Below are 12856 nucleotides of genomic sequence, written 5' to 3' on the forward strand. Positions count from 1 at the left end.
CGGCCAAGGTCATTTCAGGGTGATGGTGGTGTTCACCGCGCCGCCGGTGTCGTCCTCGTCGAACCAGCGCTGGGTGATCGTCTTGGTCTGGGTGTAGAAGGTCACCACTTGCTTGCCATAGGGACCCAGGTCGCCCAGCTTGGAGGCGCGCGAACCGGAGAAGGAGAACAGCGGGACCGGTACCGGGATCGGCACGTTGATGCCGACCTGGCCGACGTCGATCTCTTCCTGGAAGTGACGCGCGGCAGCGCCGGAACGGGTGAACAGGGCAGTGCCGTTGCCGTTCGGGTTGGCATTGATGATCTCGATCGCCTCGTCCAGGTTGGCGGCGTGCATGACGCACAACACCGGGCCGAAGATCTCTTCGCGATACACCGACATTTGCGCGGTGACGCCGGAGAAAATGGTCGGGCCGACGAAGTTGCCGTCCTGGTAGCCCGGCACGCTCGGGTTGCGTCCGTCCAGTTCGAGCCTGGCGCCTTCTTCGACGCCGCTGGCGATCAGGCCGTTGACGCGGTCCAGGGCGGCGCAGGAAATCACCGGGCCGATGTCGGTGCCCGGCTCGGTGCCGCCATTGATCTTGAGGGTCTTGGTCCGTTCGATCAGGTCCGGCAGCCAGGTTTGCGCTTCACCCACGAGGATCACCACCGGCAGGGCCATGCAGCGCTGGCCGGCGGCGCCGAAGGAGGCGCCCAGCAGGTTGTTGAGAGTCTGCTGTTTGTTGGCATCGGGCAGGACGATGGCGTGGTTCTTCGCGCCCATCATGCACTGCGCGCGCTTGCCGTTCTGGGTGGCGCGGTTGTAGACGTGGGTGCCGACCTTGGTCGAGCCGACGAAGGACACGGCCTTGATGTCCGGGTGGTCGCAGATCAGGTTCACCGCGTCGACGCCGCCGTGGATGACGTTGAGCACGCCCTTGGGCACACCGGCCTCCAGCGCCAGTTCCACCAGGCGCATGGTCACCAGCGGGTCCTGCTCGGACGGCTTGAGGACGAAGGTGTTGCCGGTGGCAATGGCCATCGGGAACATCCACAGCGGGATCATCGCGGGGAAGTTGAACGGGGTGATGCCGGCGCACACGCCCAGGGGTTGCAGCAGGGTGTAGGTGTCGACGCCGTTGGCCACGTTGTTGGCCAGTTCGCCCATCTGCAGGTTACCGATGCTGGCGGCGTGCTCGACCACTTCGAGGCCGCGGAACACGTCACCTTCGGCATCCGGCAGGGTCTTGCCTTGCTCGGCGGTCAGCAGGGCGGCCAGTTCCTTGATGTTCTCGCGGATCAGTTGCTGGTACTTGAGGAAGACACGGGCACGGGCACCGATCGGGGTCTTGCGCCAGGTCTTGAAAGCTTGTTTGGCGCTGGCAACGGCGGCGTTCATTTCCTCTGCGGTGGCGAAGGGGACGCGGGCCAGGACTTCCTGGGTAGCCGGGTTGACCACGTCGCGCCACTGGGTGCTGCGCGATTCGACGAACTCGCCGTTGATCAGAAGCTTGACGCTGGGAATGATGGAAGAGGTCATTTACGGGTCCTGTCTGCTTTCTTTAGGTCGAATGAGGCCCCTCGGCGTGGTTGGCCGAGCGGTCGGGTTTAGGTCAGGAAGGGCCGGCGTGCCGGCCCGGGGTTCAGCCCTTGAGTTGCGGGAAGTCTTCTTCGAAGTATTCCCGCGGGCCACGTGCGTCGCTCTGGCGGCGCTGCATTTCCATTTGCCGCAGTTCCACCCGGCGGATCTTTCCGGAGATGGTCTTGGGCAGCTCGTTGACAAATTCGATGCGCCGTACCCGCTTGTAGGGCGCCAGGTGCTCGCGGGCGAACGCGAAGATGCTGCCGGCCAGTTCGTGGCTGCCCTGGGCTTCATGGGCCAGGATCAGATAGGCCTTGGGCACTGCCAGGCGCACCGGGTCGGGGCTTGGCACCACGGCCACTTCCATCACCGCCGGGTGCTCGATCAGCGCGCTTTCCAGCTCGAAGGGGCTGATGCGGTAGTCGGAAGCCTTGAACACGTCGTCGGCACGGCCGACGAAGGTGATGTAGCCCTCTTCGTCGATCTGCGCGGTGTCGCCGGTGCGGTAGTAGCCGTCGCGCATCACTTCGGCGGTCTTTTCCGGGCTGTCCTCGTAGCACAGCATCAGGCCGAGCGGACGCACGTCCAGCGGCAGGGCCACCTCGCCTTCGTTGCCCGGCACGCCATCAGGGTCGAGCATGGTCACCCGGTAGCCTGGCAGCGGACGGCCCATAGACCCCGGTTTGAGCCGCTGGCCAGGCGTGTTGCCGACCAGGGCGGTGGTTTCCGACTGACCGAAGCCGTCGCGCAGCAACAGGCCCCAGGCATGCAGGATCTGCTCGATGATCTCCGGGTTGAGCGGCTCACCGGCGCCCACCAGTTCTCGCAGTTTCAAGCGCTCCTTGTAACTGGCCAGGTCTTCCTGGATCAGCATGCGCCACACGGTTGGCGGCGCGCACAGGCTGGTAACGCCGTAGCGTTCCAGCACGCCGAGCAGGGCGGGCGCGCTGAAGCGTGCGGTGTTGTGGATGAAGATGCAGGCACCGGCATTCCAGGGTGCGAAGAGGCAACTCCAGGCGTGCTTGGCCCAGCCCGGGGACGAAATGTTCAGGTGCAGGTCGCCCGGCTGCAGACCGATCCAGTACATGGTCGAGAGGTGGCCGACCGGGTAACTCTGGTGACTGTGCAGCACCATCTTCGGCTTGGAGGTGGTGCCGGAGGTGAAGTACAGCAGCATCGGGTCGGTGGCCAGCGTGCGGCCCTCGGTTTCGAACTGCTCGGAATGTTCGCTGGCGGCGCTGTGCGGGGTCCAGCCGGCGGGTGACGGACCGACGCAGATGCGGCTGCAGCCTTCACCCAGCCCGACGAACTTGTCGACATGGGCGCTACCGACCACCAGGTGGGAAACATGACCACGCTCGATGCGGTCGCGCAGGTCTTCGGGGGTCAGCAGGGCGGTGGCGGGAATGACCACGGCGCCGAGCTTGAAGGCGGCCAGCATGGTTTCCCACAGGGCCACGTCGTTACCGAGCATCAGCAGGATGCGTTCGCCGCGGCGCACGCCCAGGGCGCGCAGGTGATTGGCCACCTGGTTGGAGCGCGCGGCCAGTTGCTGGAAGCTGTAGCGTTGTTCGCTGCCGTCCTCTTCGACGATCCACAGGGCATTGGCCTGGTTGCCCTCGGCCATGGCGTCAAAGTAATCCAGCGCCCAATTGAATTCGCTCAGCTGCGGCCAGCGGAAGTCACGCACGGCGGTGGCGTAGTCGGTACGGTGGGCCAGCAGGAAGTCGCGAGCGGCCAGGAAGGGTTGGCAGTTGTTGTTCATTGCAGTCTCCCGAGACGCGCGCGAGTACCTGAAAGTGGGGAGACAACGGCAAGCAAGAATGGCTTCACGGTGGGTGCCCTGTTTATTTTTATTGGGACTGACCTGGTTCATGACCAGGCGGTTGAATCGAGTATAGGCAGGCATAAATCAAATAAGAATGCTCAAAAAGTCCCGTGCGTTGTGCAAAAAAGCACAGGCTTGCGGCATCCCCGATGCGCCAGGAATGCACAAGGCGGGCGCTGCCCGCACCGTCAAACGATGCAAGCAGCGCCCGCCTTGTGCGGGGGCTTACCAGAGCGCCAGGGTATAGCTGAGGATCAGGCGGTTCTCGTTGAGATCGTTACCGAAGTGGGCGCTGCGCACCGTAGCGTTGCGCCACTTCAGACCAACGTTTTTCAGCGGGCCGCTCTGCACTACGTAGCCGACGTCGGTGTCGCGCTCCCATTCGCGGCCGTCGGGCTTGCCGGCGCCCAGATCGATGCTGTCGCCGGACAGGTAGCGGGTCATGAAGGTCAGGCCGGGAATGCCCAGCGCCGCGAAGTTGTAGTCGTAGCGCGCCTGCCAGGAACGCTCGTCCTTGTTGGCGAAATCGTTGATCTGCACGAAGTTGACCAGGAAGGCATCGCTGCCATTGACGTAGGCAAAGCCGGTGTCGCCGCTCATGCGTTGGTAGCCCAGACCCAAGGCATGGCCGCCGAGGGAATAGGTGAACATGGCGCCAAAGGCGTTGTTGTCGATGTTGCTGTTGCCGTCGTCGGTGGAGCGGGCGTAGCGCAGGTCGCTCTTGAGCGTCTGGCCTGCGCCCAGCGGCAGCACGTGGACCAGACTGAACTGGTGCTGGTGGTAGAAGTCGTCCAGGCCGCCATAGTTGTAGCCGGTGTTCAGCCGGTCGCTCCACTGGTAGGCAAGGCCGGCGAAATTGAAGGCGTCGCTGCGGGCCTGGCCACTGACAATGCCCTTGGCGCCGGTGGTGGTGATCGACATTTTTTCGTAGTTTGAGGAGTCGCGCTGGTTGACCCGATCCACGCGCCCGGCATCGACGCTCAGGCCTTTGATCTCCTGGACGTTCAACTGGCCACCGCGAAATGTTTGTGGCAGCAGGCGCGAGTCATTGGCCAGCAGTACCGGCAACTTCGGGGTCAGGGTGCCGAGCTTGAGCACGCTGTTGGACGCTTTGAACTTGGCCGTCAGGCCCAGTTCGCCATACTCGTCCTTGGCACGCTTGGGCGGCTCGTTATCGCGTTTGAGCAGGCCGGAGCCGGAGCGATCGGGACTGGAGTCGAGCTTGACGCCGAGCTGGCCAAGGGCATCGACACCGACGCCGATCATGCCGTCGGTATAACCGGATTCGTAGCGCAGCAGGAAACCCTGGGCCCATTCTTCTTGCTTGGACTGGGCGGCATTTGCCTGGCGGAAGTCGCGGTTGAAGTAGAAGTTGCGCGTTTCCAGCCTGGCCGTGCTGTCTGCGAAGAAGTCGGCGTGAGCCTGTGCGGCGAGACCGGTGCCGGCCAGGAACAGGGTGAGGGTGGTGGGTTTCATGGGTTGCCTTTTGTTGTTTTTGTTGTCGACGAGCCGCTCCCGCGCCGTTTGGAGTTGGCGAGGGAAGGGCGCTTTTGGGGTGTCCTGCGCCGAGCGGCGCAGGTCGGGCGTAAAAAAGCGCGAAGCAAAGGAGCGGACTCGCGCTCGGGGTGTCAGCCCCGGAAAAAGCAGCGTCAGTGACTGCTGGCCATGGCAGCTCCAAGGCCGGTCTGGGCACGGACGAACTGGTCGGCATAGGCGGCGCGTTCGCGGTCGGCGCGTTCGCTGCGGTCCAGCCTGGAAGCGACCACTATGACCAGGAAGGCCAGTGGCATGGAGAACAGCGCTGGCTGGTCGTAAGGGAAGAGCGCCTGGGCATGCCCCAGTACACCGACCCACACCGACGGCGAACCGATCACCAGGGCCAGTGCGCTGATCAGGCCGGTCAGGCCGCCATAGAGGGCGCCGCGGGTGGTCAGGCCGCCCCAGTACATCGCCATGATCAGTACCGGGAAATTCGCCGAGGCGGCGATGCCGAACGTCAGGCCGACCAGGAAGGCGATGTTCTGGCCCTCGAACAGAATGCCGAGGGCAATCGCAACGATGCCCAGGCAGATGGTGGCGATGCGCGACACGCGCATTTCCTTCTTCTCGTCGGCGCAGCCCTTCTTCAATACCGACGCGTAAAGGTCATGGGAGATGGCCGAGGCACCGGCCAGGGCCAGGCCGGCCACCACGGCGAGAATGGTGGCGAAAGCCACGGCAGAGAGGAAACCGAGAAAAAGGTTGCCGCCCACCGCCTTCGCCAGGTGCATGGCCACCATATTGCCGCCGCCAATCATGGCCCCGCCGATCTTGCCATCGACGTAGAACTGAGGATCCGTGCCGACGATGACGATGGCGGTATAGCCCAGGACGCAGACCACCAGGAAGAAGAAACCGATGAACACCGTGGCGAACAGTACGGATTTACGCGCCTCCTTGGCATTGGGCACAGTGAAGAAGCGCATCAGGATGTGCGGCAGGCCGGCAATGCCGAAGACCAGTCCAAGGGATAGGGACACCGCGTTGATCGGGTCGGCCAGCAAGGTGCCCGGGCCCATGATCTGCACGCCGCTGGCATGCGCGGCCACCGCCTGGGCGGCCAGGTTCTCGAAGCTGAAGTCGAAGCGACTCAGGGCCATCAGCACCAGGGTGGTGCCGCCCGCCAGGAGCAGGACCGCCTTGGTGATCTGTACCCATGTGGTGGCGAGCATGCCGCCGAAGATCACGTAGACCAGCATCAACAGTCCGACTACCACCACCGCCGTGCGGTAGTCGAGACCGAACAGCAGTTTGATCAGTTGACCGGCGCCGACCATTTGCACCACCAGATAGCAGCAGACCACGGTCAGCGATCCGAGGGCGGCGAAGCTGCGCACGCGGGTTTGATCGAGGCGGTAGGAGACGATGTCGGCGAAGGTGTAGCGCCCCAGGTTGCGCAAGCGCTCGGCCATCAGGAAGGTGACGATGGGCCAGCCGACGAAGAAGCCGATGATGTAGACGAAACCGTCGTAGCCCTTGGCGAATACCAGGCTCGACAGGCCCAGCAGAGTGGCCGCCGACATGTAGTCACCGGCGATGGCCAGGCCATTCTGGAAGCCGGTGATACCGCCACCGGCGCTATAGAAATCGGCGGCGGAACGGGTGCGTCGTGCCGCCCACCAGGTGATCAGCAGGGTGGCGAGGACGAAGACGAAAAACATGCCGATGGCGTGCAAGTTGAGTGGTTGCTTCTGCGCAATGATGGGCTCGGCATGGGCCAGCACAGGGCTGAGGGCGAGCAGGGCGGACAGGCGTTTCATGCGCGGGACTCCTGCAGGATCTGCGAACTGAGTACGTCGAAGCGGGTGTTGGCGCTGTGCACGTACCAGGCGGTGAGTAGCCAGGACAACAGGATGATCGTCACGCCGATTGGCATGCCGAGGCTGAGGTGACTGCCGTCGTACAGCGGCAGGTGCAGCCAGGCAGGGGCGAAAGCCACCACCATGATGAAGCTGTAGTAGATGGCCAGTACCGCGCCGCTCAGTGACCAGGCCAGCAGTGCACGCTGGCGTGCCAGGCGCTGGAACTTTGGGTTGGCCCTGACCAGTGCACAGGTCAGGACGTGGTTCGGATGGTCGGTCGTCATGGTGAGGCTCCGCATTTCTAGTTGTTTTTGTTGTTCGGCCTTTTGAGGGGCGTACGGGTACCCGGGCAGCGACCCGATGCGGGACGCCGCCTGAATGCTGATGTGCTGGAGTTATTGCCGCCCGGTTGACCTTGTGGTGCAGAGAGGGCGGTGCAGGAGGGCGGGCCCACGGCAGACGAGAATCGTGGCCGCGATTGCGCTGTTGCGCAGCTGCTTGTGTCCGGCGTGAAAGCCGGTTTTTATCCATGCGTTCATGCTGTCAGCCCTCGATATTTATTATTGGGGTGGGGGGCTTTCCTGGCCCGAAAACGACGCTGGCCAAGCTGGGTGAGATGCGAGTATATAAGTGCATATTTCCCATATGTATTGGCAGAAAAGCCCGATGGATATGCAAAAACGCACAACGCAGCCCCCACTGAACTGGGACGACTTGCGCTTCTTCCTCGAAGTTGCCCGTGCTCGCACCGCCAGCGGTGCGGCCCGCCGCCTGGGAGTGGACTACACCACGGTGTCACGGCGCATCCGCGCCCTGGAGCAGTGCCTGGGCGCCCTGCTGTTCGAGAAATCGCGGACTTCCGGTTTTGTCCTGACCGTGGAGGGGCAGCGTCTGGTCGGCCACGCCGAATCCCTGGAAAGTACGCTGCTGGTAGCCTGCGAGCAGGTTTTCGGCACCACGGGGGGGCTCTCCGGGCATCTGCGCATCGGCTGTACCGAAGCCTTCGGGACCTGTTTCATCACTGCGCAGATGAGTCACTTCCTCGAGCACTATCCGAATATTTCGGTGGACATTTTGCCGGTCCCGCATTTCATCAACCTGTCACGGCGCGAGGCGGACATCGCCATCACCCTGGAACGCCCCGAGCGCGGTCCCTATGTGTGCTCGCGATTGTGCGACTACCGCCTGCGCCTGTATGCGACGCCGGAATACCTGGCCAATCATCCGCCGATCGGCTGTCGCGAGGACCTGGCCGGCCACTCGTTCGTAACCTATGTCGAGGACCTGGCCTTCAGCTTCAAGCTGCTCTACCTGAACGACCTGATGCCCGGCGCCAACAGCCGCCTGCGCAGCACCAGCGTGGTCGCCCATTACCACGCAGCCCTGGAAGGGCGGGCGCTGGCCATCCTGCCTTGCTTCCTCGCCGGCCCCGATCCCCGCCTGTGCGAAGTGCTGCCGGGTGAAGTGGAGGTCACGCGGCAGTTCTGGATGTATTACAGCGAGGACCTGCGCAAGCTGAAGCGGGTCACCCTGGTGGCCGAGTACCTGCGCGCTTGCGCGGAACTGAATCGTCCGCTGCTGATGGGCGAGTCACGTGTGATGGGCTATCTACCGTCACCTTGAGGGGCGACGCATTTCACCTCTCTGCGTTAGCGGATGCGATCATGCGATCATGCGAATCTCGTATCGGACCGCAAAAAGAATGCGAGGGTGGTTTCCTAGGCCTCCCTCGCATCTGTTCACGCGCAAAGCCTCAAGCACTGCCAAAAAAGATATCGGTACTCTCGACATGGGCCCCGACCACGGTGATGGTCGTTGTTTGTCCGCCAGCTTCGGCAACCGTCACGACGCCGTCTGCACCGGTGTTATCGATCGATTGGACAACGGCGTTCGGGTCGCCGTTGAGCACCAGCTTGTCTTGCACGCCTGAACCCGTATCGAAGCCGGTGACCTGGTACAGGTTTTCATTGACTGACAGATCGATGTTGAACGCATCCTGCTCACCGATCGTGCCCACCAGTGTGAAGTCGAAGGGGGCGTTGGCCGGGTCGTTGGCGAACAGGTTGGCGTCAAATGTACTGGTCGCCGAGTCCCCATCCTTGTCCGTCAGCGTCGCGCTGAACGCCAGCTGGACATCGCTGGCCAGACTCTCGCTCTGCTGAATGAACTGGATCACCGGGATCTTGATATCGCCCCGGCCCATCGTCAGCTGAACGGCGTCGATCAGTGACGCACCCGCCTTCTCGACGAGGAAGGACACCTGTCCGCCAGCCTCCGGCGTCAAGGTGTTCACCTCGACGCGGTCCGAAAACGTGCCATCGGCGTAGTAGATCCTGTAGTACAGGTCTTCGGTCGCCGTGTTGTAACCCGCCACGGAGTTGTCGATGAAGACCTTCATGCCCGTCAGCAGGGTCTCTGGATTGATCACGAAGCTTTCATCGGCGGCGCTGATGGCCGCCAGGTTATCGCCCTGGAAGACGTTGTTGCCGACGCCGATGCCGGACGTGCTGACGTTCATGGATGCAGGGTCGATGTACGACGGCAGGGGGTTGGTCTGTAGCGCGGCTTCGGTGGGGTCGGGGGCTCCGAGCCCGATGCCGCTCAGGATGTCCGCGGTCGAGGCCAGCGCCTTCGCGGAAAAGAACACGATCTCCTCGGATGTCGAAGGAATAGCCGGGTCATTCGTCTGAGGAATCAACAAGGTGCGCACCGGATCCGGGCCGCCGGCAGCGAGCGAGCCGTCGGCACTGCTGAGCACGATCGTCGAACTGAAGCCCTGCACCAGATCCAGTGCATAGTGACCATCGGAATAGGCGGTCAACGTGTAGTCGACGGTGGTATTCGCCGTTGCAGCGTTGTTGTCGAAATCACCGGTCAAGGTTCCCGTGAACTGGTACGCGCCATTGGCGTCCGGTGATGGCGTCTGCTCGGTGAGCGTGCCGGTCCCGGTCGTGGTCGTGTTGTCGGGCCTGACGAGGGTGAACTGATCATTGACCAACGAGATGTCCAGACCGGCCGCACCCAGCCCGTCGGCTCCCGTCGCCATATTCCAGAATCCGGATTGCGCCAGGACGCTACCGGTCCCGATCAGGTTGCCGAAACTGAGTGCCGGACCGTCATCCTTGAACACCAGGTTCTGCCCGATGTTCAGGGTTGCCAGGGCGCTGTCGCCGTCTGCGTCGGTCTTGATCGCGGTCAGCGTCACCAGGTTGTCCGAGGTCAAACTCCTCGAATCATCGGGATTGCTTGGGTCGGCATGCACCACGGCGCGGGCCTGGTCGAGCGTGACGCTGCCATTGGTGGCGACGCTGACCGTGAACACCAGCAGGTTATTGAGGGCTGTACGCCCTTCGACCACGGTGCCGTTGAGCGACAGGTTCACCGCCTGGCCCGAGGCCGTGTCGATCAACCCGGAGGCCCCGGCCACCACGCCCAGCGCGTAGGTCAGGGTGCCGGCCCCATCGGCGCCAAACGCCGAATTGAAGTTGGCAGCGAAGCTCTGGGTATCGTTGGTCGCCAGTACCGTCTCGTCCACCGTCAGCGTCGGCTCCACACCGGTGGTGGTGATGCTCGGTCCGTCGTCCTTGAACACCAGGTTCTGCCCGATGTTGAGGGTCGCCAAGGCACTGTCGCCCTCCTTGTCGGTGATGGTCGCGGTCAGCGTCACCAGGTTGTCCGAGGTCAGGCTCGTCGAGTCATCGGGATTGGTGGCGTCGGGATGCACCACGGCGCGGATCTGGTCGAGCGTGACGTTGCCATTGGCGGCCACGCTGACCGTGAACACCAGCAGGTCGCTGAGGGCCGTACGCCCTTCGACCACCGTGCCATTGAGTGACAGGTTCACCGCCTGGCCCGAGGCCGTGTCGATCAACCCGGAAGCCCCGGCTACCACGCCCAGCGCATAGGTCAGGGTGCCGGCACCATCGGCGCCAAATGCCGAATTGAAGTTGGCGGCAAAGCTCTGGGTGGCGTCGGTCGCCAGTACCGTTTCATCCACTGTCAGCGTCGGCTCCACGCCGGTGGTGGTGATGCTCGGCCCGTCGTCCTTGAACACCAGGTTCTGCCCGATGTTCAGCGTCGCCAGGGCGCTGTCGCCGTCCCCGTCGGTGATGGTCGCCGTCAGCGTTACCAGGTTGTCCGAGGTCAGGCTCGTCGAGTCATCGGGATTGGTGGCGTCGGCATGCACCACGGCGCGGATCTGGTCGAGCGTGACGTTGCCATTGGCGGCCACGCTGACCGTGAATACCAGCAGGTTGCCCGTGGCAGTGCGGCCTTCCACCACGCTGCCATTGAGCGACAGGTTCACCGCCTCGCCCGAGGCCGTGTCGATCAGCCCGGAAGCCCCGGTCACCACGCCCAGCGCATAGGTCAGGGTACCGGCCCCATCGGCGCCAAACGCCGAGTTGAAGTTGGCGGCAAAGCTCTGGGTGGCGTCGGTCGTCAGTATCGTTTCGTCCACCGTCAGTGTCGGCTCCGTGCCGGTGGTGGTGATGCTCGGTCCGTCGTCTTCGAAGATCATCCGGGAGCCGATTTCAGTGGTCGTAACAGAGGCTTTTACCAGCGTGAAACCACCGATATCAAAGTCGGCGTGGTCATTGCCCTTGGCATTGACGGCGGCCCCGTTCTCCACGAGCACGCGGTTGTGATCCGACGCTGTGGTGTATTCAATCTGGTAGCCGGCTTTAACGCCGGTGATGGTTGCAACGCCTGCAGCGGTAAAGCTGATGGTGATGGCCGGATCATTCACCGAACCGTCTGAATTCTCGATCACCAGCCCGGTGCTATTGTTGACGACGCGGACATTGGTGATGGCCACCGTCGTATCATTGGCATACCCATTGATGAAATTCACACCAGGTTCAGCAGCGGTGCTGAATGCGCTGACCCTTACCACGGCGCTCTTGCCGCTTTGCAATTGCACCACGTCGAAATTGGCCGATTTCGCATTGAAGACGTCGGTAAAGTCGACGTTGGCTTCAAGGTCGGCTTCGTTCTGGTCCAGGTTGGGAACGGTCAAATCCTGCCTGGCACCGGTGACGAACGAAAAGCGGATGCCCTCTTGCTCCACAATCATCTGGTTGTTGGTGCCGAAGGTGGTCGGGCCGCCCGCCTGGCTGGTATTGATCGTGTCACCAGTGTTTATGTTGACGCCGCTTGACTGGTCTGCGGGGTCCTTGCCGGTGGCGATGATCGTGGGATCAGTGATCCGCAACACACCACCGTCATCGATAACGTTCGGGTTTGCCTTCGTGAACATCAGGAACAGGTTCTGACCGGAGGGCGCATTGGCCAGGCTGAACTCCAGGTCCTCACTGGTTCCGATGAAAACCTTGTCCAGCAGATTGAGCGAGTCATCGGCGTTCGTCACATCGGGATGCTTGAGCGGCTGGTATTCCACGGTCCAGAGCTTGCCGCCCGTGACCGGCGAACCGGTTTCTTCAATGTAGGCCGCAAACACGATCGCGCCGGCCGGGCCCCCGGCTCGACCCAGAACGATGTTGTTGTCGTTCGTATCGGTATAGAGAAGGATGCTGGTGCCATCGAGGGTATCGAGTCCGCTGTCCAGGCCATCGAGCGGTGCGCCTGAGCTGTCGGTGAAGCTGATATCGGTAATGCTTGCGCCGGGCGCGGCGGTGATGGTGAATGCATCGCTGCCGCTGTTGTCGGCGGCACCGGTATAGCCGCTCAAGGCCGCACCCGTTGCGGTTCCGGCCCCCAGTGCGGATAAACGGGTAGTGAAGGTCGTGGGCAGGGACGCCAGCAGAATGTCGTTGTCGTCAGCGTCCCCCGCGGGGGTTGGCGTGGCGGTGCTGTTCTGCAACCCGGCCGTTTCGTCCAGCGTAACGCTCTCGCCGGTCGCCACGACGCCCAAAGTGCTGGCGGTAATCGATGTTGTCACCAATGAGCTATTGAGGTCAGTGGTGAGGGGCTGGGTAAATAGAGCGTTCGGATCGTTCGTTGACGATAAATTTTTTTTGATAGTAGCCATGACTTTCTCCAAAGCAGTTGCAGACACCAAGGCCTGACCGTGGACCTATTTCTGGGACATGCCACAACTATGGATAAACGCCGGACGATATACATCGGCCGATACTCCCAGGCGGGCTGGGAGATTCAGACTACTGGG

At 62.7% G+C, this 12856-nt stretch carries 7 protein-coding genes; 1 reads left to right on the forward strand and 6 read right to left on the reverse strand.

Features of this window, described 5'->3' with window-relative positions; all coding sequences use genetic code 11:
* Positions 1–9: 9 nt before the first annotated feature.
* From ACMDB8_RS11535 to ACMDB8_RS11555, 5 genes are all read right to left on the reverse strand, one after another.
* Positions 10–1518, reverse strand: coding sequence for a CoA-acylating methylmalonate-semialdehyde dehydrogenase (locus ACMDB8_RS11535; RefSeq protein WP_056722766.1), 1509 nt, complete (start codon positions 1516–1518; stop codon positions 10–12).
* A 103-nt stretch (positions 1519–1621) separates the two neighbouring features.
* Complete coding sequence (locus ACMDB8_RS11540; protein WP_056722765.1) at positions 1622–3325, reverse strand: AMP-binding protein; 1704 nt, start codon at positions 3323–3325, stop codon at positions 1622–1624.
* A gap of 288 nt (positions 3326–3613) precedes the next feature.
* Entirely contained in the window at positions 3614–4864 is a 1251-nt protein-coding gene (locus ACMDB8_RS11545) for an OprD family porin (protein WP_056722763.1), read from the reverse strand.
* Between the two features lie 173 nt (positions 4865–5037).
* A complete protein-coding gene (locus ACMDB8_RS11550; protein WP_056722761.1) occupies positions 5038–6687 on the reverse strand; it encodes a cation acetate symporter in 1650 nt (549 codons plus the stop codon).
* Positions 6684–7013, reverse strand: coding sequence for a DUF485 domain-containing protein (locus ACMDB8_RS11555; protein ID WP_056722759.1), 330 nt, complete (start codon positions 7011–7013; stop codon positions 6684–6686). The genes ACMDB8_RS11550 and ACMDB8_RS11555 overlap by 4 nt, the downstream gene beginning before the upstream one ends.
* 388 nt (positions 7014–7401) lie before the next feature.
* Here ACMDB8_RS11555 and ACMDB8_RS11560 point away from each other — a divergent pair, with 388 nt between their 5' ends.
* A complete protein-coding gene (locus ACMDB8_RS11560) occupies positions 7402–8352 on the forward strand; it encodes a LysR family transcriptional regulator (protein WP_201783876.1) in 951 nt (316 codons plus the stop codon).
* Positions 8353–8482: 130 nt separating this feature from the next.
* Here ACMDB8_RS11560 and ACMDB8_RS11565 read toward each other — a convergent pair whose 3' ends face one another.
* Positions 8483–12718, reverse strand: a complete 4236-nt coding sequence (locus ACMDB8_RS11565; RefSeq protein ID WP_413966575.1) for a DUF5801 repeats-in-toxin domain-containing protein — start codon at positions 12716–12718, stop codon at positions 8483–8485.
* Positions 12719–12856: the final 138 nt, after the last annotated feature.

Source organism: Pseudomonas monachiensis, assembly GCF_047345015.1.
Classification (GTDB): Bacteria; Pseudomonadota; Gammaproteobacteria; order Pseudomonadales; family Pseudomonadaceae; genus Aquipseudomonas; species Aquipseudomonas monachiensis.